Origin of the sequence: Streptomyces gottesmaniae, assembly GCF_031845845.1 — a bacterium.
Classification (GTDB): domain Bacteria; phylum Actinomycetota; class Actinomycetes; order Streptomycetales; family Streptomycetaceae; genus Streptomyces; species Streptomyces akebiae.
Map to the genome: position 1 here is coordinate 12,595 of NZ_JAVRFJ010000055.1, position 23,946 is coordinate 36,540.

17 protein-coding genes are annotated in these 23,946 nt (G+C 72.0%); 10 read left to right on the forward strand and 7 right to left on the reverse strand.

Annotation, left to right across the window (positions count from 1 at the left end; translation table 11 throughout):
* Positions 1-137: 137 nt before the first annotated feature.
* Positions 138-560, reverse strand: coding sequence for a DUF3499 domain-containing protein (locus tag RM704_RS40645; protein WP_033524818.1), 423 nt, complete (start codon positions 558-560; stop codon positions 138-140).
* Between the two features lie 346 nt (positions 561-906).
* Between RM704_RS40645 and RM704_RS40650 the strand changes: the two genes are divergently transcribed.
* The gene (locus RM704_RS40650) at positions 907-1,362 is read left to right on the forward strand and encodes a metallopeptidase family protein (protein ID WP_107072191.1); all 456 of its coding nucleotides are present in this window, start codon (positions 907-909) and stop codon (positions 1,360-1,362) included.
* Positions 1,363-1,538: 176 nt separating this feature from the next.
* Here RM704_RS40650 and RM704_RS40655 read toward each other — a convergent pair whose 3' ends face one another.
* The 3 genes from RM704_RS40655 to RM704_RS40665 form a co-directional block, all read right to left on the reverse strand.
* Positions 1,539-3,077, reverse strand: coding sequence for a DUF5719 family protein (locus RM704_RS40655; protein ID WP_033524820.1), 1,539 nt, complete (start codon positions 3,075-3,077; stop codon positions 1,539-1,541).
* Entirely contained in the window at positions 3,074-6,703 is a 3,630-nt protein-coding gene (locus RM704_RS40660; protein WP_107072189.1) for a glycosyltransferase family 2 protein, read from the reverse strand. The genes RM704_RS40655 and RM704_RS40660 overlap by 4 nt, the downstream gene beginning before the upstream one ends.
* Before the next feature lie 203 nt (positions 6,704-6,906).
* Positions 6,907-7,170, reverse strand: a complete 264-nt coding sequence (locus RM704_RS40665; protein ID WP_003975777.1) for a WhiB family transcriptional regulator — start codon at positions 7,168-7,170, stop codon at positions 6,907-6,909.
* Positions 7,171-7,796: 626 nt separating this feature from the next.
* Between RM704_RS40665 and RM704_RS40670 the strand changes: the two genes are divergently transcribed.
* The 4 genes from RM704_RS40670 to RM704_RS40685 all read left to right on the forward strand — a co-directional run bounded on the left by RM704_RS40670 (position 7,797) and on the right by RM704_RS40685 (position 11,932).
* Positions 7,797-8,294, forward strand: a complete 498-nt coding sequence (locus RM704_RS40670) for a cysteine dioxygenase (protein WP_033524822.1) — start codon at positions 7,797-7,799, stop codon at positions 8,292-8,294.
* 105 nt (positions 8,295-8,399) lie between these two features.
* Positions 8,400-9,359 carry a 2-phospho-L-lactate transferase gene (gene cofD / locus RM704_RS40675; protein WP_033524823.1) on the forward strand — a complete coding sequence of 320 codons (960 nt, stop codon included), beginning with the start codon at positions 8,400-8,402 and terminating at the stop codon, positions 9,357-9,359.
* 74 nt (positions 9,360-9,433) lie between these two features.
* Complete coding sequence (locus RM704_RS40680; protein WP_033524824.1) at positions 9,434-10,762, forward strand: coenzyme F420-0:L-glutamate ligase; 1,329 nt, start codon at positions 9,434-9,436, stop codon at positions 10,760-10,762.
* Positions 10,763-10,930: 168 nt separating this feature from the next.
* Positions 10,931-11,932, forward strand: coding sequence for a DNA-3-methyladenine glycosylase family protein (locus tag RM704_RS40685; RefSeq protein ID WP_033524825.1), 1,002 nt, complete (start codon positions 10,931-10,933; stop codon positions 11,930-11,932).
* A 138-nt stretch (positions 11,933-12,070) separates the two neighbouring features.
* On the opposite strand, the gene manB is transcribed toward RM704_RS40685, so the two are convergent.
* Both manB and RM704_RS40695 read right to left on the reverse strand, forming a co-directional pair.
* Entirely contained in the window at positions 12,071-13,153 is a 1,083-nt protein-coding gene (gene manB, locus RM704_RS40690; protein WP_033524826.1) for a mannose-1-phosphate guanylyltransferase, read from the reverse strand.
* Between the two features lie 201 nt (positions 13,154-13,354).
* A complete protein-coding gene (locus RM704_RS40695; RefSeq protein WP_033524827.1) occupies positions 13,355-14,812 on the reverse strand; it encodes a peptidoglycan recognition protein family protein in 1,458 nt (485 codons plus the stop codon).
* 120 nt (positions 14,813-14,932) lie between these two features.
* On the opposite strand from RM704_RS40695, the gene RM704_RS40700 reads away from it, so the two are divergent.
* The 4 genes from RM704_RS40700 to RM704_RS40715 all read left to right on the forward strand — a co-directional run bounded on the left by RM704_RS40700 (position 14,933) and on the right by RM704_RS40715 (position 21,215).
* On the forward strand, positions 14,933-15,688 hold the full coding sequence (locus RM704_RS40700) for a TIGR03089 family protein (protein ID WP_033524828.1): 756 nt from the start codon (positions 14,933-14,935) through the stop codon (positions 15,686-15,688).
* 336 nt (positions 15,689-16,024) lie between these two features.
* The gene (locus tag RM704_RS40705; RefSeq protein ID WP_033524829.1) at positions 16,025-17,221 is read left to right on the forward strand and encodes an LCP family protein; all 1,197 of its coding nucleotides are present in this window, start codon (positions 16,025-16,027) and stop codon (positions 17,219-17,221) included.
* 244 nt (positions 17,222-17,465) lie between these two features.
* Positions 17,466-19,217, forward strand: a complete 1,752-nt coding sequence (locus RM704_RS40710) for an LCP family protein (protein WP_033524830.1) — start codon at positions 17,466-17,468, stop codon at positions 19,215-19,217.
* A gap of 294 nt (positions 19,218-19,511) precedes the next feature.
* Entirely contained in the window at positions 19,512-21,215 is a 1,704-nt protein-coding gene (locus RM704_RS40715) for an LCP family protein (protein WP_033524831.1), read from the forward strand.
* 69 nt (positions 21,216-21,284) lie between these two features.
* On the opposite strand, the gene RM704_RS40720 is transcribed toward RM704_RS40715, so the two are convergent.
* Positions 21,285-22,313, reverse strand: a complete 1,029-nt coding sequence (locus RM704_RS40720; protein WP_033524832.1) for a glycosyltransferase family 2 protein — start codon at positions 22,311-22,313, stop codon at positions 21,285-21,287.
* 135 nt (positions 22,314-22,448) lie between these two features.
* Here RM704_RS40720 and RM704_RS40725 point away from each other — a divergent pair, with 135 nt between their 5' ends.
* Complete coding sequence (locus tag RM704_RS40725) at positions 22,449-23,900, forward strand: LCP family protein (RefSeq protein WP_311592905.1); 1,452 nt, start codon at positions 22,449-22,451, stop codon at positions 23,898-23,900.
* Positions 23,901-23,946 lie beyond the last annotated feature (46 nt).

Consider the following 23,946-nt stretch of genomic DNA (forward strand, 5'->3'; position numbering starts at 1 on the left):
AACACGTCTGCGTCGGCGAGCGGGACGGTGCGAACGGAAAGAGCCACGGCGGCATCGGCGACGGGGCACCACGCCGGGCAGGGCTACGGGATCACCACAACGGCCCCGCGAATGAGGTCAGTTGTCGGGGAGTGAGGTCAGTTGTCGGGCGAGCGCAGGACCCGGAGATGGCCGCGGCGGGCGACCTCCATCGGGTCGGCGCCGCGCGCGCCCCCACCGGCCTCGGCCGCACGCTGCTGCGGACGGGCCGCCTCACGCACGGCGTTGGCGAGCGCCTCCAGGTCGTCACCGCTGGGGCGCGCGGGGGCCGAGGCGTCCAGCAACCGTACGACCTCCCAGCCGCGCGGCGCGGTGAGGCGCTCGGAGTGCTCGGCGCACAGGTCGTAGCAGTGGGGTTCGGCGTAGGTGGCGAGGGGGCCGAGGACCGCGGTCGAGTCGGCGTAGACGTACGTCAGCGTCGCGACGGCGGGGCGGCCGCAAGCGGTGCGCGAACAGCGACGTACAGGGCTCACGACGTTGGACGGTACCGCACTCTTGAGCGGGCCGCGACGACTCTGCACCAGGTCACTCCACCGTGTCGTGCTGTGAAACGCCCCACACGCCCCTCCGAACCCACCGCGTTGACCTGCGAGTAACCGCGCGTCCGGGATGCCGAACGGTGCCAAGACCGGTCAATTTTCGGTATAAACCAGGTCAATTGGCGTGAGTTCGTCGGTCTCGTGGAGATACGGAAACGAGCCCAACCTTGGCCGGAATGGTCATCCCGCGACAGGCCGTACGGCGCGCCGGGGCACCGCCGTACGGCGAGCCGGTTGGACATGCCAGGTCAGTGGCGTCGGGTCGGGGGCGCGGCCGGGAGTGTGGAGTCGGGCGGGCGGACCACGCGGGGACTACGCTTCACAGGTGATGGACAACCTCGTACCGCCCCGCGCCGCCTCCGCACCCGGGCCCCGCCGCCGAGATCGGCACGGCAGGGGGATGCGCGGGCCCATCGCGCCGCCACAGGTGCCGCTCGCGGCGAGTCGTGCGGACGTGTTCGCCGATCTCGTGCAGGACTCCGTGGAGCGGCTGGAGCGGCGGTGGCCGCAGCTGGCGGACATCGACTTCCTCGTGCTGGAGGTGCCGCGGCTCGACGGGCCCTCCGACGGGGCGTGGAACGACGAGGCGGTGCCGCTCGGGGGGATCGTGGTGGCGCGGGAGGGGCGGCCGGCCCGGGTGGTCGTGTACCGGCGGCCCGTGGAGATTCGCACCAAGGGGCGGGACGAGCGGGCCGCGCTGGTGCACGAGGTCGTGGTGGAGCAGGTGGCCGAGTTGTTGGGGCTGAACCCGGAGACTGTGGATCCCCGGTACGGGGAGGACTGACCGGCCTGGCGGGGGCGCCTGGGAGGGTCTCGCCCCCGCCGCCCCTACCCGTCCCGTCCCCTCCACCAGGGGCTGCGCCCCTTCGACCCCCAGCGTCCGTCCGGTGGGGGTTCTCGCGCAGTGCCCCGCGCCCCTGAAAAGCCAGGGGTGCGGACAGCCACGCCAGAGCCACCCGCCTAACGCTGCAGGATCGACAGGTCCTGGCGGGCCTCCGGGACGGCCACCATGCCTCGGTCGTCCGGGAGGGTCTGGATGGTGAAGGCGGGGACGCCGTCGAGCTTGGATTCGAGGGTGCGGGAGGCGTGGACGGGGCCGCCGGACGTGGACTCCACGGTGAGGGCGTAGGTGCCCTTGAGGCCGTTCGGGGCGGGCATCTCGACGTTCTGGGTGGTGCCGGCCTTGATCGTGAAGGTCTTCGTCGTGGCCTCGCCACCCCCGCTGCCCGCGGACGCGGTGACCTTGACCTTGGCCGCGGCGGTGGGCGCGGTGAGGGCCAGGGTGGTGCCCCTGGCGCGGTTGTCGGCGACCGTGGCGCGCGCGCCGACCGCGCGGGTCGCCGGGATGAAGGCCGTCTCCCGGGCGGCGCCCTTGCCCCGGACGACGCGGAGGCCGGCCACCACCGGGACCGCCCGGTCGGTGGGGGTGAGGATGAGGGAACCGGGCTCGCCGCGTGTGATGGCGCCCAGGTCGGCGGTGGCGGTCATGCCGCCCTTGACGTGCAGCGTCTCGTTGCCGGCCGGGGTGATCGGGCCGTTGGGGGAGGCGAGACGGAGCTTCAGGTCGGCGTCGGTCTCGCCGGGGGCGAAGGCGACGAGGGTGACCGAGGTGGCGTCCCGCGGGATGCCGGGGAGGACGAGGCTGCCGGCCGGGTCGGCCGCGGCGGACAGCCAGTCGCCGCCCTGCTTGTCGTCGAGGGCCTGGACCGCGGCGGCGACCCGGCCGCTGCGGACGTTGACGTGGACCGTGAGGTCGGCCTCCTTCGCCGTGGCGAGCGTCGACAGCAGGACCGGCTCGCTGGAACTGGGCTGGACCGTGATGCCGTCGCCCACCGTCGACTTCAGGGCGCCGTCCTTGCCGAAGAGTTCGATGTCGACGACGGCCGCCGAGTCGTCCGGGTTGACGAGGTGGACGTAGTCGGTGCGGTCCGCGGCCGTGCTCGCGCCCGGGAACCAGAACTCCGTGTCGGGGGCGGCACAGCTGACGCCGAGCAGCCCGCGGCCGGTGCCGGCGGCGACCTCGGTGGTCTCCTGGACCGTCCAGCCGGGCGCGAACTTCCCCTCGGCCGTGCCGATCAGCGCGGGCGAGTCACCGCCGTCGGTGTCGTCGGTGACGGGCTTGCCGGGCTCCTTGGCCTCGATGACCGGCTTGGCGGCCTTGTCCTTGCCGCTGTTGTCACCCTTGTCACCAGTGCCGTCTTTTTCGCCGTCGTCGCCCGTGTCGGAGGCTGCCTTTCCCCCGGCCGCCGCGACGAGTTCGGCGCCGCCTTCGCCACCCGTTCCCTCGGTGACGGGGGTGAAGGCGGTGTACGCCGTCTCCGCGAGGTCCGAGCTGCTCGGCTGCGGGCAGAGCAGGCTCGTGCGCTGCACGGGCAGTTGGGCGGCCGCCTTCGCCGTGGTGTCGCCGCCGGAGGTGTCGGGCGCGGAGAGCGTGGCGAAGCCGGTGACGGCGGCGAGGGCGGTCGCGCCGGCGATCAGGGACAGGGTCTGGCGGTTCACTGCTGGCTCCCGTCGGGGCGCTCGGTGTCGGCGCCGGTGCCGTGCGACGGGTCGTACGTCGCGTCGTAGCCCTGGGCGTACGTCTGGTCGTACGAGGCCGTGTTGCCGCCGTAGGTGGCGTACGGGTCGTACTGGCCGCCCTGGTAGGGGTCGCCCTGGTAGTGCTGCTGGTCGTAGGTGCCCGCCGGGTACTGCTGTCCGCCCTGGTAGGCCTGGTCGTAGTGGCCGTACTCGGCGCCCACTCGGTCCCCGGTCGCCCACTCCCCGTACGTCTGCTGCTGCGGGACGGGGGCCGCGACCGGGGCCTCCGGCACGGGGGCCGGCAGGCCGGCGTCGGCGGAGTGTTCGGCCTCCGCCTCCGCCTGGGCGCGCAGTCGGCGGGCGCGTCGGCCGTCGCCGGTGAGGTCCTGGGCGGGCACCGCGACGGGCTCGTCGGGGAGGTCGTCGTCGACGTCACGGCGGCGGCCGGGCAGGGCGAGGACCACGAGGACGACGGCGAGCGAGCCCTGGGTCCACAGCCAGCCGGTGTGGGTCACCGGGGCGTCGAAGGTCACGTCCAGCCTGCCGCCGTCGACGGGCAGTCGGAAGCCCTGGGCCCAGCCGTCGACCGTGGTCGGGGTGAGCGGCTTGCCGTCGAGGGTGGCCGTCCAGGACTCGTCGGCGGTGTCGGCGAGACGCAGGACCCGGCCCGAGCTGCCGGACGGAAGGGTGGTGTGCACCTCGACGGGGCCCGCGGCGACGGCCTCGGGGGCGCCGGAGGAGGACTCGACGGTGACCCGCGCGACCTGACGGTCCACCCGCCACAGGGCGCTGCCGTCCTGCTGGCTGAGCCTGCTCAGGCCGGGCGTGGCGTCCAGGACCCGGCTGACCTCGCGGGGCGCGCCCGGCCTGACCAGGACGTAACGCACGGCGAAGCCGCCGAGTTCGTCGGTCTGGTCGGCGCCGGAGCCCGCCACGAGGTTGGCGACGACCTTGTCGAGCTGCTCGTTCTCCCCGGCGCCGGCGGTGAGTTCGGCGTCGCCGAGGCGGACGCCGGAGCCGCGGACCAGGGTGTAGCCGACCTCGGCGGTGGAGTCGCTGTCGAGGACCAGGGTGCGGGCCTGGTCGCGGGTGCCGCTCTCCTCGGCGACGAACGGGGGCACCTGGACGGGGTCGCGGCGCTCCAGGGGCCCGTCGGCGCCGCCGATCACCCATCCGACGGCGGCCAGCAACGGGCCGACGGCGGCGGCGAGCGCGATGAGCACGGCCACGGGCTGGCGCCAGCCGAAGCTCTGCTCGGCCACACGGTGGCGGGCCCCGTCGGCGCCCAGGGTGGCGGCGGCGAGGAGGGCGATGCCGTAGACCAGGGTCGCGGGGCCGGCCCAGGTGGAGCTGTTGGAGAGGACCGCGAGGACGAGGGCCACCAGGGCGGCCGTCCAGGCGGTCCGGATCGCCGGCTGTCGTTCCGATCGCAGGAGGGCGGCCAGCGCCGCCAGGACGACACCGATGAGCGTCAGCCCGCCGACCGTGCCGGGTCCGCCGGGGCTGATGCCGAGCAGGTCGGTCGCCGAGGCCGTGCTCGGGCCGTACTCCAGGCCGGCCTCCTGGAAGAAACCGAACGGCAGCAGGGTCAGCGACCAGGGGGCGAGGAGCAGCAGCGGGGTGCCCAGCTGGGCGAGGAAGCGCGGGCCGTAGGCGGTGAGCTCGCGGCGGCGGACGACGAGGAGCCCGAGGCCGAGGAGCAGCGCGATGGGCCACACGATCGGGGTGAACGCGGTGGTGATCGTCAGCAGCAGCGCGTACGCCCAGGTGGCACGCCAGCTGCCGCGCGCCCCCGTGCTGCTCGTGAGCCCGGCGGCCGCGGCGCCCGCGCGGGCGATGAGGGGCAGCAGGATCGCGAGGACGGCGGTGCCCAGGCGCCCGGTCGCGAGCGCGCCGGTGACGGCGGGCAGGAAGGCGTACACGATCGCGGCCCAGGCGCGCAGCAACCGGGACTCGACCAGGGGGCGGGAGGCGAAGTACGCGGTGAACCCGGCCAGCGGGACGGAGGCCACGAGGAGGACGGTCACCGCGAGCCCGGCGGAGCCGAACAGCAGCGAGGCGAGCATGGCCACGACGGCCAGATACGGCGGAGCTGCCTCGGCGCCGCCCGCGCCGACCGGGTGCCACGCGTCCAGGTAGCGCGACCAGAGCTCGGCGGAGTCCGCGGGCGCGGGCAGCAGGGCGCCGCCGGCCAGCGCGCCGCCGCCGAGCAGTCCGCGGCAGGCGACGAGCGAGGCGAGCAGCAGGAGGGCGAAGAGCACGGGGCCGGGGGCGCGTGCGACGCGCTTGAGCCGCGCGAACTGCTCGACCTGGAGGAACTCGGCGTCGTCGTCGCCGGGGCCCGACTCGACCGCGCCGCCGTGCCGTCCGGCCGGGGAGGTCTCGGTGTCGGAATGGCCGAAGAGATCACCGGCGGCCTGTTCGACGGTGGCCCGGACGGTCGCCCCGGGGGGCGGGAACAGCGGCCGCAGCTCGCCCTTGTCCAGCTGCGAGCGGCCTCTCCTGCGCCGCCCGGCGATGATCCGCTCGGGCCGCAGCAGCACGCTCAGCAGGCCGCGGATCTCGTCGACGGCCTGTCCGGGGACCTTGCCGACGAGGTACGCCACGATCCTGAGCAGGGTGCCGAGGACGATGCGCAGCAGCACCCAGGGGAGCTGCGCGGTACGGGAGTTGACGAGGAGGGTGTAGACCGCGCCCGCCTTGTCGACCATGTGCGGGGAGGCGGCGCTGCGGCCCACGCAGTCGACGGTGCGGCGCTCGCGCGAGGAGGCCTCGGCGTGTCGGACGACCGCCTCGGGGGCGACGAGCACGCGGTGCCCGGCGGCGGTGGCGCGCCAGCACAGGTCGACATCGTCCCGCATGAGGGGCAGACGGCGGTCGAAGCCGCCCAGCTCCTCGAAGACGTCGCGGCGGATCAGCATGCCGGCGGTGGACACGGCGAGACTGGGCTTGACGTGGTCGTGCTGTCCCTGGTCCTGCTCGCGGCGGTCCAGGCCGGTCCAGCGGCGGCCGGAGGGGGCGATGGTGACGCCGACCTCCAGGAGTTGCCGGCGGTCGTACCAGCCGCGCAGCTTGGGTCCGACGACGGCGACGTCGTCGCGGCCCAGCTCGCGTTCGTTCTCCACGACCCTCAGCAGCTGGGCCAGGGCGTCGGGTTCGGGGGCGCTGTCGTCGTGCAGCAGCCACAGCCACTGGACCGGCTCCCCGTGGGGGAGTTCGGGCATGTCGTACGCGTCGTCGCGCCAGCTGCGGGTGACCGGGTCCCAGCCGCTGGGGCGCCGGAGGTACGCCAGGTCGTCCTGGGTGAGGACGCCCGCGGTGCGGTTGGCCTCCTCGACGGCCTGGCCGAAGCCGGTGCGTCGGGCGAGGTGCAGGACGCGGTCCGCGCCGAGTGCGTCGGAGAGGAGCTGGGCGGATTCGTCCGCGCTGCCGGTGTCGGCCGCCATGGCGCTCTGCACGGGGCGCTCCTGGCCGAGCAGCCCGGCGAGCGCGTCGGGCAGCCAGCGCGCGCCGTCGTGCGCGACGAGGACCGCGGTCACCACGTGACGTGGGAACTCGGGAGTGGCAGCGTCGTGGTGAGCTGCGGTGTGGCTGTGCACGGACATCGAGGTACGGGCCCCGGTTCGATGGACTGCGGTGGACGTCTGTGTCCGGCGAGGACAGCGGGACGTCTCGGACGAGGGCCCACACTAACGGCTGAGCAGCAGGGCGGCCCGCCGCCTGTGGACAACCCACGCGCGACGGGCCGGACATGTTCGGTTGTTTCTGTTCGACTGTTCCCGGGACGGGTCGGATGTTCCGGGACGGGTCAGACGGCCGCCTTCTTGAGGCGTCGGCGCTCGCGCTCCGACAGGCCGCCCCAGATGCCGAACCGCTCGTCGTTGGCGAGGGCGTACTCAAGGCATTCGGAGCGGACCTCGCAGGCGAGGCAGACCTTCTTGGCCTCGCGGGTCGAGCCGCCCTTCTCGGGGAAGAAGGACTCGGGATCGGTCTGGGCGCACAGTGCGCGCTCCTGCCAGCCGAGTTCCTCGTCCGCGTCGTCGACCAGCAGTTGCTGCACGAGCTCGGTCATGTGCGCCCCTCGTCCGTCTTTCGCGTCCCCGTCGTGCGGCCGTTACCGATTTCGGCTGAACGACACGAGTGAAATTACAAGTGTGCTGCTACGGGCGAGTCAAGCCGAGATCTGCTATTGAGCCCCTTATTCACTCTGCGGAACCAAGGCTATGCGGAAAGTGTTCAAATCGGCATAAACCCTGACAGCAGCGCGGCCGCAGAGGGGAGTTCTCACCGGATCACCCTTCCTTACGAGGAAAGACGCCCAGGAGTTCGATCTCGTTCCGGCTCGATCCCACTCGCTCGTTGCGGGATGTGCCCCATGTGTCCCCGACTCCCCCGGCACAAACCTTTCACCTCACGGATACACCGGAAGAGGTGAACGGGCATCCACATACCGGACGCGAAGTTGACAGCGGAGGTGTGAACCGCTGTGCTTGTGGGCATGCTCGCGCACTTGGCACTCACCACGACCCGGACCGCCGGGTCCCACGGTGCTGCCCGCTGCCGCTGTAGCTGTTGCTGTCCCAGCTGTTGAGCCCTCCACGCTCCGGCTGCCACTGAGCCCGTCCCGGCTCGGCTGCTGTTCCCGCACGTGAAACCCAGCCCTCCCCCACGCACTCATCGTCGAGGACACCTCTCTTCATGAACAGCGACAGCGACCTCCAGATCGCCGGCGATCTCCTCGAAGTACCGCACCTCCTCCAGACGCCGCGCCAACGCCCGGTCACCGTGGCCGAGTTCGCCGGACTGGCCCGATCCCTCGCCGACGACCGCTCCCGGTGGGAGCACCTCGTCGAGTACGACGCGACCACGCGCTGGTACCACCGGCTGCAGACCGGGCCCGGGTACGAGGTGTGGCTGCTGTCCTGGGTGCCGGGACAGGGCACCGGGCTGCACGACCACGGGGGCTCCTCCGGCGTACTGACCGTGCTCGACGGCACGCTGACCGAGCGCACCGACCGGGGCACGCGCGTGCTCGGCGCGGGCGCGCAGCGGGTGTTCGCGCCGGGCTACGCGCACGAGGTCGTCAACGACACGCTGGAACCGGCCGTCAGTCTGCACGTCTACTACCCCGGCCTGACGGACATGCCGATGCACACGAAGGCCTGCGCGGCGGGGGCGGCGAGCGTCACGGCCTGAGCAGGGCGCCGGCGCCCTGCGGCCCGCCGCCCACCGGGCGCGTGAAACCGGCCGTGATCGCGGCCGGGCGCCCCACTGTCGTAGCCGCCTGCGAGACTGAGTGCCATGCGCATTGTGGTTCTGGCAGGCGGCATCGGTGGTGCCCGGTTCCTGCGCGGTCTGAAGCGGGCCGTGCCGGACGCGGACATCACGGTCATCGGCAACACCGGGGACGACATCCACCTCTTCGGGCTGAAGGTCTGCCCGGACCTCGACACGGTGATGTACACCCTCGGCGACGGCATCAACGAGGAGCAGGGCTGGGGCCGGGCCGACGAGACCTTCCACCTCAAGGAGGAGCTCGCGGCGTACGGCGTCGGGCCCGAGTGGTTCGGGCTCGGCGACCGGGACTTCGCCACGCACATCGTGCGGACGCAGATGATCGGCGCCGGATATCCGCTGAGCGCCGTCACCGAGGCGCTGTGCGACCGGTGGAAGCCGGGCGTGCGGCTCATCCCGATGACCGACGACCGCGTCGAGACCCATGTCGCCGTCGAGCAGGACGGCGAGCGCAGGGCGATCCACTTCCAGGAGTACTGGGTGCGGCTGCGGGCCTCCGTGCCGGCCGAGGCGATCGTGCCGGTCGGCGCCGAGCAGGCGAAGCCGGCGCCCGGGGTCCTGGAGGCCATCGCCGAGGCGGACGTGATCCTCTTCCCGCCGTCGAACCCCGTCGTCTCCGTCGGCACCATCCTCGCCGTGCCCGGCATCCGGGAGGCGATCGCCGAGGCCGGGGTTCCCGTCGTCGGCCTCTCCCCCATCGTCGGTGACGCGCCCGTGCGCGGTATGGCCGACAAGGTCCTCGCCGCCGTCGGCGTCGAGTCCACGGCCGCCGCCGTCGCCGAGCACTACGGCTCCGGGCTGCTGGACGGCTGGCTCGTCGACACGGTCGACGAGGGCGTCGTCGAGCGCGTGGAGACCGCCGGGATCCGGTGCCGGGCCGTCCCGCTGATGATGACCGACCTGGACGCGACGGCTCAGATGGCGCGTGAGGCGCTGGCGCTGGCGGAGGAGGTGCGGGGAGCGTGAGCGGCGGCGGGTTCGGGGACACGAGCGGTACCAGCGGTACGAGGGGCTCAGGGGATACGCGGAGCTCTCAGGACATGCCGGGAGTCCCGGCCTCCGACGGTATGCCCGGTCCCGCCTACCGGGTCTGGGCGCCGACCGGGATCCCCGAGGTCCAGCAGGGGGACGATCTGGCCAAGCTGATCGCCGCCGCCGAACCGCGGCTGGCCGACGGGGACGTGGTGCTCGTCACCTCCAAGATCGTGTCCAAGGCGGAGGGGCGGGTGGTCGAGGCGGTCGACCGGGAGGCCGCGATCGACGCCGAGACCGTACGGGTGGTGGCCCGGCGCGGGGCGCTGCGGATCGTGGAGAACCGGCAGGGTCTCGTCATGGCCGCCGCCGGGGTCGACGCCTCCAACACCCCTGCGGGGACCGTGCTGTTGCTGCCCGAGGACCCCGACGCCTCCGCGCGGGCGATCCGGGACGGCATCAGGGACGCGCTCGGCGTCGAGGTCGGGGTCCTGGTCACCGACACGTTCGGGCGGCCCTGGCGCAGCGGGCTGACGGACGTCGCCATCGGTGCGGCCGGTGTGCGGGTCCTCGACGACCTGCGCGGCGGCACGGACGCGCACGGCAATCCGCTCAGCGCGACCGTCGTCGCCACCGCCGACGAGCTGGCCGGCGCCGGTGACCTGGTGAAGGGCAAGGCCGCCGGGCTCCCCGTCGCCGTCGTACGCGGGCTGGGGCACGTGGTGGCCGAGGACGCCGGCGAGGGGACGCGCGCCTTGGTCCGGGGCGCGGCGGACGACATGTTCCGGCTGGGCACCTCCGAGGCCGTACGGCTGGCGGTGACCCAGCGGCGTACGGTCCGGGCGTTCACGGGCGAGCCGGTGGACCCCGGCGCGGTGCGGCGGGCCGTGGCCGCTGCCGTGACCGCGCCCGCGCCGCACCACACGACGCCGTGGCGGTTCGTGCTGCTGGAGTCCGAGGAGTCACGGGTACGGCTGCTCGACGCCATGCGGGACGCCTGGATCGCGGATCTGAGGCGGGACGGAAAGAGCGAGGAGTCCATCGCCAAGCGGGTGCGGCGCGGGGACGTCCTGCGCAACGCGCCGTACCTGGTGGTGCCGTGTCTCGTGATGGACGGGTCGCACTCCTACGGGGACGCGCGGCGGGACGCGGCCGAGCGGGAGATGTTCGTCGTCGCCGCCGGGGCCGGGGTGCAGAACTTCCTCGTCGCACTGGCCGGGGAGCGGCTGGGGTCCGCGTGGGTGTCGTCGACGATGTTCTGCCGGGATGTCGTACGGGAGGTGCTGGGGCTGCCGGAGGGGTGGGATCCGATGGGGGCGGTGGCCGTGGGGCATGCGGCCGGGGCGCCTCCGGCTCGGGGTGAGCGGGACGCGGGGGCGTTCATCGAGGTTCGGTGACGGAGGGGGTGGTGGCGGCCGGAGCGCCTGTGGTTCGGGCGCCTATGGTTCGGGGTGGCTCGGGTGTGTGGGCGGGTGCGGGCGCGCTGAGCTTCTCGCGCAGGTCCCCGCGCCCCTGAGAACACCCCTAGGCTCATAGGGCGCCACCTCACTACCTAGGACCTCTTCGTGGCTGGACGTTTTCCTCAGCGGCCCACTCGTACGACCGTGCGGGGTGGGCATGTCGCCGTGCCCGGTGGGGTGCCTCGGCAGGGAGTGGCGGCCGGGCGGCGGCGGACCTGGGTGCCCGAGGGGGCCCTCGATCTGGGGCTCGTGCTGGGGCCGCTGCGGCGGGGGCCCGGGGATCCGACCTTTCGGGCCACGCCGGACGGGTCCGTGTGGCGGGCCAGTCGTACGCCGGTCGGCGCCGGGACGCTGCGGGTCGCGCTGCGGGGCGGGGTCGTCGAGGCGGAGGCCTGGGGGCCCGGGGCCGAGTGGCTGCTCGACCAGGTGCCCACGGTGCTCGGCGCGTCGGACGAGCCCGAGGCCTTCGCGCCCCGGCACCGGATCGTGGCGATGGCCTGGCGGCGGCGGCCGGGGCTGCGGCTGACGCGGACCGGGCTGGTGCTGGAGTCGTTGATTCCGTCGGTCCTGGAGCAGAAGGTCACGACGGACGAGGCGTATCGGGCGTGGCGGTTGCTCGTGCGGCAGTTCGGGGAGCCGGCGCCGGGGCCCGTGCCGGGGCGGATGTGTGTGATGCCCGGGGCGCGGGAGTGGGCGCTGATCCCGTCCTGGGAGTGGCACCGGGCCGGGGTCGACGACAAGCGGGCGTCGACGATCCTGCGGGCGGTCCGGGTGGCGGCGCGGCTGGAGGAGGCCGTGGGGATGTCGCCGGTGGACGCGCGGGCGCGGTTGGAGGTGGTGCCGGGCATCGGACCGTGGACCTCGGCGGAGACCGTGCAGCGCAGTCATGGGGCGGCGGACGAGGTGACCGTGGGGGACCTGCATCTGCCGGGGATCGTGGGGTTCGCGCTGGCGGGGGACCGGGATGCGGACGACTCGGTGATGTTGTCGTTGCTGGAGCCGTATGCGGGGCAGCGGCACCGGGCGGCTCGGTTGATCCTGTTGTCGGGGCGGGTGCCGGCGCGGAGGGTGCCGCGGATGCCTCGGGGGGACATCGGGCGGTTGTAGCGCCCCGCCCCGCCCCTACCCGTCCCCTCTTCGAGGGGATGCGCCCAGCGCCCGGCCCCCCTTTTTTCCCGGCTGACGGTTCGGTGGGGGTTCTCGCACAGTTCCCCGCGCCCCTTCAGGGGCGCGGGGAACCCGTGGTCACTGGTCCGACGAGAAGCGGAGCGCCCCCGTGGGGATCTGGGCGTCGCACCAGACCCGGACGCCGGTGCGGAGTTCGTTGTCAGCGCCGATGATCGCGCCGTCACCGACGACCGTGCCGGTGAGGACGGACCGTTCGCCGATGCGGGCGCGGGCGCCGATGAGGGAGTCGGTGATGACGGCACCGGGTTCGACGACCGCGCCGGCCAGGACGGTGCTGCCGGAGACCCGGGCCCCCTCGCCGACGAACGCGCCCTCGCCGACCACCGTGCCGCCGGTCAGCTTGGCGTCGCCCGCGACCCGGGCGGTGGGCAGGATCAGGCGGTCGCCGCAGCGGCCCGGGACGGCGGGCGACGGGGCCCTGCCCAGGACCAGGTCGGCGGAGCCCCGGACGAAGGCCGCGGGGGTGCCGAGGTCCAGCCAGTAGGTGGAGTCGACCATGCCCTGGAGGTGGGCGCCCGCGGCGAGGAGGTCCGGGAACGTCTCGCGTTCCACCGAGACCGGGCGGCCCGCCGGGATCGTGTCGATGACCGAGCGGCGGAAGACGTAGGCCCCCGCGTTGATCTGGTCGGTGACGATCTCCTCGGGTGTCTGGGGCTTTTCGAGGAAGGCGAGGACGCGGCCCGTGCCGTCGGTGGGGACGAGGCCGTAGGCACGGGGGTCGGTCACCTGGGTCAGGTGCAGGGAGACGTCGGCGCCGGTCGTCTCGTGGGTGGCGACCAGCCGGCGTATGTCCAGGCCGGTGAGGATGTCGCCGTTGAAGACGAGGACGGGGTCCTCGGGGCCGGAGTGGAGGTACGAGGCGGCGTTGCGGATCGCGCCGCCCGTGCCCAGCGGCTCCTCCTCGGTGACGTACTCGAGGTGGAGGCCGAGGGCGGAGCCGTCGCCGAAGTGGGGTTCGAAGACCTCGGCGAGGTAGGAGGTGGCGAGGACTATGTGGTCGACACCCGCCGCCCTGGCTCTCGCCAACTGGTGCGTGAGGAACGGGACTCCGGCCGCCGGGACCATGGGCTTCGGAGTGTGCACCGTGAGCGGACGCAGCCGGGTACCTCTGCCGCCGACCAGGAGGATCGCTTCTGTCACCTGTCGTCTCTGCTTCCTGCCGGGACCGGCCGAACTGTCATTCGACCGGCCAGTGTATGCAGACCGTTCCATGGCGCCTTCGCGGCCGTGCGCATAGGTGTTGACGTGCCATGAGGCACGTCAACGGTGGTGTCCGTCGAGGGCGCGGCGGGCGCGCCCTCGGCGTGTGTCGTGTGTCGTGTCGGCGTGACCTCCGGCCGGTCACCGGCCCTGATAGCGGGCGGCCTCCGAGCGTGCCGTACCGAGCTTTCCGTAGAGGCGCCCCCCCGGGCACTCGGTCGCGAACCCGTCACGGTGACCGGAGATCACGTTCAGTCGCACCTTCTTACCTTTTGGGTAGAGATTGCCGCCACCCGAAGTGAGGTATGTCTTTCCCTTCGGGTTCGCACCGTAAAGACCGAGTTTCCAGGCTGTTAGTTGCGCGATCGCCTTGACCGACGCGGCGGGCGGCTTGGTGGTGCTGAAACTCCCGATGACCGCGACACCCATGCTGTTCGTGTTGAAACCGAGGGTGTGGGCACCCATGACGGCCTTCGCGACACCACCCGCGCGCCCCTCGTAGATGTTTCCGCACTTGTCGACGAGGAAGTTGTAGCCGATGTCGCGCCAGCCGCTGCTCACTACGTGGTAGCGGTAGATACTGCGGATGACGGAAGGTGCCTGCGCGCACTTGTAGTTGTTGCCCGAGGCGGTGTGGTGCACGAACGCCGCGCTGACCCGCTTGGTGTAGCGGAAGTCGCGCTCGCGCAGCTTCTCGTCGGCGCCCCAGCCGGCCCGTGTGACGATGCGGGGACGCGGACCGATGTACGGCTTCGCCCCGGGCACCGCGGTCGCCAGCCGTTCCACCGTCTCCTTGCGCGACAGCGCCGGGATCGTGGTGGAGCCGAGCGGCGCGAGGTCGGCGTTGACGGCGGAGGCGGCGGCCGACTCGGCGGTCAGCGCGCCCAACCTCGGGGTGTCCACGGTGCCGACGGGCGGGGGTTCGGCGGCGTGCGCGGCCCCGGTCACGGCCGCCGCTCCCGCCGCACCAGCGGGGGCGCCGACGCCGGGGTCGACCAGCTCCAGACGTAGGCCGTCCGGGAGCAACTGGACGCCCGGGGCGGCCGTACGCCCCCGGGTCTCGGCGCGGACGCGCACTTCGACGCCGTCCGAGTCGCCGACCCACAGCGGAGCTGTGGAGCCGCGCACCCGGCCCGAGGAGCGTTCGGCGGTGTCCGGGTCGGCGGCGTGCTCGTGGTTGTGCGTCTCGACGTCCTGCCAGCCGGACCACCGGGCGGTGTCCGTCGCACGGGTACGGACCTGGACGCGGCCCTCCAGTTCGGCGTCCGGGTCGTCCCAGACGACGCCCACCAGGGAGAACGAGCGCACGTCCCGCTTGCCGAGGCCCTGTTCGGGGGCGGCGGGACCGAGGTTCCGGTCCACTCCGAGGGGGACGAGAGGGAGCGACTGGGTGCTGCCGGACGCCCGGGCGAGCGCGAGCGGACGGGTGGGGGTCGAGGGCTGCGCCAAGGCCTGGGTCGCCGTGGAGGACGAGTCCGTCGGGGTCGCCGCGGAGGCCGTCGCCGGGAGTGCCGCCGGGAGGGCGAGTGCCGCCGCGCAGGTGACGCCGATCGAGGACGCGAGGAATCGTGATCTACGCATGCGTCTGATCCTGGACATAGTCATACATATCTGTCCATCGCGGAATTGACGGGCCGTCGGCGCCACTCCGCCGAACCGGTTAGCCTTCCGGTCCGCCCGGACCCACGGGCGCGGCGGTCCCCGCGTACGCTTACGCGGATGAACGCCACCGACCGCACCCCTGCCGACCTGCTGCGATCCGCGCTCGCCACGGATCCCGCGCGCCCGCTGGTGACCTTCTACGACGACGCCACGGGCGAGCGGGTCGAATTGTCCGTGGCCACCTTCGCCAATTGGGTGGCCAAGACCTCGAACCTCCTTCAGGGCGAGTTGTCGGCGGAGCCCGGCGACCGGGTCGCGCTGCTGCTGCCGGCGCACTGGCAGACGGCGGTGTGGCTGCTCGCGTGTTCGTCCGTGGGGGTGGTCGCCGATGTCGGCGGGGACCCGGGCGCGGCCGACCTCGTGGTGAGCGGCCCGGACACGCTGGACGCGGCGCGGGCCTGCTCCGGGGAGCGCGTCGCTCTCGCGCTGCGGCCGCTCGGTGGGCGGTTCCCGCAGACCCCCGCCGGGTTCGCCGACTACGCCGTGGAGGTGCCCTCGCAGGGGGACCGGTTCGTGCCGTACGCGCCGGTGGATCCGGAGGAGGCGGCCCTGGTCGTGGCCGGGCGGGAGTTCAGCGGGGCGGAGGTCGTCGAGCGGGCTCGAGCGGAGGCGGGAGGCCTGGGGCTGACGGGACCGGGGTCCCGGCTGCTCTCGGGGCTGGGGTACGACACGTGGGAAGGGCTGGCCGCCGGGCTGTACGGGCCGCTTGCCACCGGGGGGTCCGTGGTGTTGTGCCGGCATCTGGAGCAGGTGGGTGAGGACGCGCTCGCCAAGCGGATCGAGAGTGAGCGGGTCACTTCTGTCTCCCGGTGACGTGGTCGCTTCGACGCGCTCGCGGTGACGCCGTGGGGTGTGAGGCAGGCGGGCGTCCGCAGGCGCGTTCTGGTTGCTCGCGCGGTTCCCCGCGCCCCTTCAGGGCACGGCTGCCCCTGACCACTGAGTGGTCGCGGTGACGCCGTGGGGGTGTGAGGCAGGCGGGCGGACGCAGGTGCGTTCCGGTTGCTCGCGCGGTTTCCCGCGCCCCTTCAGGGCGGCCACAGGGCACCGCCCCGTCCCCCGTTCGGCCTAGCCCCGGCCGCCCTCGCGGCCCCTCCGCGCCATCGTCGTAAGAGCAACGACTCGCTCGTACGCCGTGAGGGGTGGCCGGAAGTGGACGACGTCGGAGGGCAGGCGCGTGGGCTCGGGCCCGGTGCGGGCGGTTCGCCCACCGGGCTCGGGCCCCGGCGTCGGCGTCGACGGCGGTGGGGGCGGTGGGTGGGGAGCGGCGCCGCCCTGATGGTCGTCGGAGCCCTGGGGGTGGGCTGGGCGGCGTACCAGAAGCTGGACGGGAACATCACCTCGGACCGGTCGGCGGCGGACGAACTGGCGCGGTACGAGAAGGAGCGGCCGACGGCGCTGGTGCGGGGCGCGCAGAACATCCTCGTCATCGGGTCGGACTCGCGGTCGGGGGACGAGAACGGCGAGTACGGGCGGGATTCGGGCACCGAGCGGTCCGACACGACGATCCTGCTGCACCTCGCGGCGGACCGGCGGAGCGCGACGGCGGTGTCGCTGCCGCGGGATCTGATGGTGGACGTACCGAGTTGCCGGCGGCCGGACGGAAGTCGCACCGAGCCGGTCTTCACCATGTTCAACTACGCGTTCCAGAGCGGTGGTTCGGCCTGCACGATTCGGACGGTCGAGCGAATGACCGATATCCGGATCGACCATCACGTCGTGGTGGACTTCAACGGTTTCAAGGAGATGGTCGACGCCGTGGACGGGGTAGAGGTGTGCCTCGCCGAACCCATTCACGACAAACAGGCCGAACTGCGTCTGCCCGCGGGCAGGGTGAAGCTCGACGGGGAACAGGCACTGGGATATGTGCGGGCCCGCAAGTCGCTGGGCGACGGGAGCGACACCGAGCGGATCGACCGGCAACAGCGGTTCCTCGCGGCGCTGGCGGCGAAGGTGCGCGGCAATGACGTCCTGCTGAATCCCGTGAAGCTGTATCCGGTGCTCGACGCGGCCACCTCCTCGCTCACCACGGACCCGGGACTGGCGAGTCTGCGCGGGCTCTACGACCTGGTGCGCGGCCTGCGCACGATCCCTATGGAAAAGGTGCAATTCCTGACCGTTCCTCGGAAGTCGTATGCGTACGACGCCAATCGTGACGAGCTCGTCGAGCCGGCGGCACGGAGCCTTTTCGCACGGCTGCGCGCCGACGCACCCGTGGCGGTGGCGCGCGAACTGCCGGAGGGGACGCGGGAAGGGCATTCGGAAGAGCTTTCGGGAAGCCTCTCCGGGACGCCGGATCCGGTGCCGACTTTCCGCGGCAGCACGGCCGCCGAGGAGGACTGCGGATGACTCCGGAGGGGTTCCACAGGTAAAGCACACGTCAACAGCAGGAACAAATGCTCTAGGAAATGGGCGGATTGCCCGGTTGTAGGGACGTGCAATTTGTCACCGCCGTCGCTCTGCGCCTGATCGTGCGGCTAGTGTGAGCGATCCGGTGTGTCAGGCCTTCCGGTCACGCACCACTTGCAGCGAGACCCGAGCGTCTTTTGAGGGGGAAGGCGCCGCGTGGCCCCGACGGAGGAATCAGACAACCGTGGACGCGCAAGGCCGTGGGCGGGCGGATGACATCGACCCCGCAGACCAGTGGGTACTCAACCCGAGCACCGGTGAATACGAACTGCGACTGACCCCTTCCGCACCGCAGTCGGCGGTGCCGAGGCCGCGTCGTGCGACGCCCGCCGCGGCGGGGGCCAGGGCCGCGGGTGGCGGTACCTCCACACGCTCCGCGTCGGTGGGCACGGACACCCGGGAGATCCCCGACACGCTCCCGGGACCCCGGCGTCGGCGGGGCACGCCCGAGGAGGACCCGCTGCCGGGTCGCCGCGGCGGCCGGGGCAAGAGCAGGCCCAAGAAGTCGACCGGCAAACGGATACTGGTGTGGACGGGCGGCACGCTGGCCTTCGTGCTGGTCGGGGTGAGCGCCGCGGGCTACCTCTATTACCAGCACCTCAACAACAACATCCAGAAGATCTCGGACGACGGCGCGAGCACCGGCGGCTTCAGCAAGGACCGGGCGATCAACCTGCTGGTGATCGGCACGGACAAGCGGACCGGCGCGGGCAACGGGAGCTACGGCGACAAGGACAGCGTCGGCCACGCCGACACCACGATCCTGTTGCACGTCTCCAAGGACCGTACGAACGCCACCGCGATGAGCATCCCGCGCGACATGATCGTGGACATCCCGGAGTGCCCGACCGAGCAGGAGGACGGCTCGACCAAGGACATCTCGGGCACGCAGAACGTTCGGTTCAACACGAGCCTCGGTCAGGACGGCCGTACCCCGAGCTGCACGATGCGCACGGTCACCGAGCTGACCGGGATCACCCCCGACCACTTCATGGTGGCCGACTTCAACGCGGTGAAGACGCTCTCCACGGCCATCGGCGGTGTCGAGGTGTGCCTGGAGAAGGACATCAAGGACTCCAAGTCCAAGCTGGACCTCACCGCGGGCAAGCACACCATCGAGGGCGAGGAGGCGCTGGCCTTCCTGCGCACCCGCTACAGCGTGGGCCTCGGCAGCGACCTGAGCCGGATCGAGCTGCAGCAGCAGTTCCTCAGCTCGATGATCCGCCAGATGAAGTCGAAGGACACACTCACCGACCCGACGAAGGTGCTGGACCTCGCGGAGGCCGCCACCAGCGCCCTGTCGGTCGACTCCAAGATCTCCGACATCAAGAAGCTGGCCTCGCTCGGCCAGGAGGTCGGCAAGGTGAAGACGAAGAACATCACCTTCACCACCGTGCCGGTCGTCGACAACACCGACGGCGCGACCGTGCTGCCCACGCCGGGCAAGGCCGAGCAGCTCTTCGAGACCATCAGGAACGACATCTCGCTCACCGAGGTGAAGAAGCAGAAGAAGGAGAAGGAGGCCGCGAAGCTCAAGGGCACGCGCGCCGACGCCTCCGAGGTCCGGGTCAGCGTCTACAACGGCGGTGCCGAGGCCGGCAGCGCACAGGCCACTCTCAACTGGCTGCAGAATGATGTCGGCGTGACCAAGTCGAGCCAACTCGGCAACGCCGACAAGACGTTGTCGAAGACGACCCTCGCGTACGACCCGGACCAGGCCGACCAGGCGCGCAAGCTGGCCGACCTCATGGGTCTGTCCGCGTCCGCGCTGAAGCCCGGCAAGGGCAACAGCGAGACCAACTCCCAGGGCCTGCCCTCGATGGTGCTGACCCTGGGCGAGGACTTCAAGGGAGCCGGGGTGCCGCTGAGCGGGGGCTCGGCGACGGATCTGGACGTCCAGAAGAACACCGCGGACAAGGAAAAATGCGCCAGTTGATGACCTGACGGGGTCGTGGCGCGTCTAACCGGACGCGAGCAGCAAGACAGTCGAGACAGTCGAGAGATCCGGTGGTGCACCGGGCGGGCGCGACGACGCGCCCGCCCGGTCGGTTCTGATGTCGTCGGAGTGCCGTGGGGCGGCCTGTGCCCCGCGCCGAACCGTGTCCGCATGTCATCCGGTCGGAACACATGACGCGTTCAACAGAACATGAGTACATCCAGGTCGGGTTCTCGACGGTCCAACAGGAGGCGGGGACGGCCCCGCCACGGCAGGGTGGGGAGGGGCAGGGAGATGGTACGGAGCGACGTGCGCGGGGACGGGGGGCGACCGCGTGTCGATGAACCCGGCGAGCAGGACGGTGACCTGGATCCGAAGAGTGACGCGTCCGACTCGGACGGCGACGCGTCCGGCTCGGACGGCGACGCGGACGTCAAGGTCCCCGAACAGGGCGGACGCAAGCGCCGCAACGGCGGCGACGGTGGTGGTGTGCGGGGGCGTGCGAAGGCCCCCGCCAGGCCCCGGCGCAGACGTGTGCTGCGCTGGTCGGCGACGGTACTGGCGGTCGTGATACTCGGCACCGCCGGTGCCGGCTATCTCTACTACCAGCACCTCAACGGCAACATCAAGAAGGAGAAGCTGAACCTCGGCGACACCAAGATCGCCGAGCCGACGCCGAACGCGGCCGGCCAGACCCCGCTGAACATCCTGCTGATCGGTTCGGACGCGCGGGACACCGCGGAGAACCAGAAACTCGGCGGCGCCAAGGAGAACTTCAACGGGCCGGCCCTCGCCGACGTCCAGATGCTGCTGCACCTGTCCGCGGACCGCACCAACATGTCGGTCGTCAGCATGCCCCGCGACACCCTGCTGGACATCCCCAAGTGCACCGACCCGGACAGCGGCGAGGTGTACGAGGCGCTCACCCACTCGATGACCAACCAGTCGCTGGAGCGCGGCGGCCCCGGCTGCACGGTCGCGACCTGGGAGAAGCTGACCGGGATCCGTATCGACCACTTCATGATGGTCGACTTCTCCGGTGTGGTGTCGATGGCCGACGCGATCGGCGGTGTGCCGGTGTGCGTGGACGCCAACATCCACTCGCACACCAGCGACGGCAAGGGGTCGGGGCTGAAGCTGGAGGAGGGCACCACCTACATCAAGGGCAAGCAGGCCCTGCAGTGGCTGCGCACCCGGTACGGCTTCGAGGACGGCAGCGACATAGCGCGCGCCAAGGCCCAGCACCAGTACATGAACGCGATGGTCCGCGAGCTGCGCGAGAACGCCACGATCACCAACCCGAACAAGCTGCGCAAGCTCGCCGAGGAGGCCACCGACGCGCTCACCGTCGACGAGGGCCTCGGTGACGTCGCCGAGCTGTACGACCTCAGCATGGAACTGCGCAAGGTCGAGCCGGCCCGGATCACGATGACGACGATGCCGTACACGTACGCCGGCGCGCGCGTCGTACCGAAGGAGGGCGACGCGGAGAAGCTGTTCCGGCTGGTGCGCGAGGACATCGCCCTGGACGGCAAGGACAAGAAGAAGACCACCACCGAGGACGCGACCTCCGACGACCCCGCGGCGGCGAAGGACGACATCGGGGTGCTGGTGATCAACGGCACCATGACCTCCACCCTCGCCCCGGTCGCCGGCCGCGCGCACACGGTGTCGCGGCTGCTCGTCGAGGACGGCTTCGCCAAGGCCTCGTCCGACACGGCCACCGCGACCACCGAGGACAAGACCGTCGTGCGCTACCCGAGCGCCGAGCTGGAGGGTGACGCCCAGGCGGTCGCCAAGGCCCTCGGTGTCCCGCTCGGCCAGGTGGAGAAGTCCACGAACGTCAGCGGCGTCACGCTCGTCGTCGGCGCCGACTGGCGCGAGGGGAAGACCTACGAGGCCGAGAAGGAGGACGACACGACTCCCAAGTCGGCGGACGCCCTCAACGGCGCGAACGACAAGGCCTGTATGAAGGTCAATCCGGCGTTCACCTGGTGAAAGGCCCGGAACGTGCGAGCGGGGCCCCTCCCGGCCGTGGGAGGGGCCCCGCTCGCAGGTGCTCCGTGCTCAGCTCTCCGTCAGCACCGCCGGGCGGCGGGACGCGATGACCTTCTTCGCCAGCGATTTGGGGCTGGTGAGGAAGCCGAAGCCCCAGGACATGTGCATGGTGGCGAGGGCGACGGGGATCTGGAGGCGTGCCTTGAGCGGCAGCCCCTTGCCCGCCGGGATCGAACCCGCCACGATCGCCGCGAGATAGCCTCCGGGGACGACGAAGCCCAGCGGGGTCACCAGGGCGCCCACCAGGGTGCCGGCCACGATGGCGCAGACCGCGGTCGGCGGGGCGAGGTAGCGCAGGTTGATGGAGCCCTCGTGGTAGCGGGCGACGACGTGCCGCCAGCGCCCGTAGTCCTTGTACTGCTTGGCGAGCGCCTTCACGCTGGGCCGGGGCCGGTACGACACGCGAAGCTCGGGCGAGAACCAGATGAGGCCGCCCGCCTCGCGGATGCGGAAGTTCAGCTCCCAGTCCTGGGCGCGGATGAACTCCACGTTGTAGCCGTCCTGCCGCTCCAGCGCCTCGCGCCGGAAGACACCCAGGTAGACCGTCTCGGCCGGGCCCGCCTCGCCGCCGGTGTGGAAGGCGGCGTTGCCGACACCGATCTTCGAGGTCATCGCGGCGGCGACCGCGCGCTCCCAGTCGTTCTCGCCCTCGGCGTGCATGATGCCGCCGACGTTCTGCGCGCCGGTCTCCTCCAGGAGCCGTACGGCGGTGGCGATGTAGTTCGGCGAGAGGATGCCGTGGCCGTCGACGCGGACCACGATCGGGTGGCGGGAGGCCTTGATCGCGGCGTTGAGCGCGGCGGGCGTACGGCCCGTGGGATTCGGGACGGTGTGCACGCGCGGGTCCTCGGCCACGAGCTCGGCGGCGATCTCGTCCGTGCGGTCCGTGGACGGACCGAGGGCGATCACGACCTCCATCTCGCCGGCGTACTCCTGCGCGAGGATCGCTTGGACGGCTCCGCGCAGATGCCGCTCCTCGTTGAGGACGGGCATGATCACGGACACGGCGGGGAGCTGCACGTCGGGCTTGGCGTTCATAGGGGGCTCACGTTACCGCGAACGGGGGACACGAACGCGCGCCGCCCGGTCGCGTGCGCGGGGCGCGGATGCCGGGAACCTACGGTGCTCAAGGTTCTCTGACTTCTCCCCCTTCCCCTGACCGGTCTCGCGGAGGTGTCCCCCGTGTCCGCACCGCCCCGCCGTCCAGCCCGTCCGCAGCAAACCCGGCCACCCGTGCCTCCCCGGCGACGGAGCTGGGCCATGCGGGCGGTGACCACGCTCTCGGTGGTGGTGCTGGCCGCCGCGGGCATCGGGCACGCGGTGGTGACCCGCCTGGACGGCGAGATCAAGCGGGTCGACGCCTTCAAGGACATGAAGAACCGCCCCGAGGCGGGCCACGGCATGAACGTGCTGCTGGTCGGCACCGACGGCCGCGACCGGATCAGCCAGGAGCAGCGGCGCAAGTACCGGCTGGGCGGGGCCCCCTGTCACTGCACGGACACGATGATGATCGTGCACATCTCGGAGGACAGGGAGCGCGCCAGCATCGTGAGCCTGCCGCGCGACTCGTACGCCGAGACGCCCGAGCACACCGACCGCGCCACCGGCAAGACCGTGCGCTCCCACCCGATCAAGCTGAACGCGGCCTACGCGGAGGGCGGGCCGCAGCTGACCGTGCGCACGGTCGAGCACATGACCAAGGTGAAGATCGACCACTACGTCGAGGTCGACTTCACCAGCTTCATGCGGACCGTCGACGTCCTCGGCGGCGTCGAGATCTGCACCACCCGCCCCCTCAAGGACTCCTACACCGGCCTCGACCTCGACGCGGGCACGCATGAGCTGGACGGCGGCGAGGCCCTCCAGTACGTCCGCTCCCGGCACGCCGACGGCTCCTCCGACCTGGGCCGGATGAAGCGCCAGCAGCGGTTCATGGCGTCCCTGATGTCCCAGGCCACCTCCTCCGGGGTGCTGCTCAACCCGATGAAGTTCCGCGACATCACCCAGGCCGTCCTCGGTTCCGTCCGCGCCGACAAGGAGTTCGGCACCGGTGAGCTGATCGACCTCGGCCGCGCGATGCGCAACCTCACACCGGCCTCGTCGGAGTTCACCACCGTGCCCATCGGACGCATGGGATACGCCGTGGAGGGCGTCGGCTCGACCCTGAAGTGGGACGACGCCAAGGCCGCCCGGCTCTTCGAGGCCCTGCGCGACGACCGCCCCCTCGCGCCCTACAAGGCGCGCGGCACGTACGCGCTCGTCGATGTGGCCCCGCAGCAGATCCGCGTGCAGGTCGAGAACGGCACCGCCGTCGTGGGCCTCGGCAAGAAGGTCGACCGTCAGCTGGCCGCCACCGGCTTCCGCACCACCAGGACCCCGGTCAACGCCCCGCAGCCGAACGTCACCCGCACCCTGGTCTTCCACGACCCCCGCTGGGACCGCTCCGCCCGCTCCCTCGCGGCCGCGCTCCCGGGCTCGGAACTCCGCCCCGTCCGCGCCCAGGGCCCCACCCTCAAGGTGGTCGTCGGCACGGACTTCGAGCAGGTCCGCAAGGTACGCGCCGAAAACCCGGAGAAGGGCGAATCGGGAGTGGTGCGGGGCGACCAGGTGACGTGCGCCCCGTAGGGGCCACCGGGCCGAGTCGACTCGCGGCTCCGCCGCGGGGACGTGA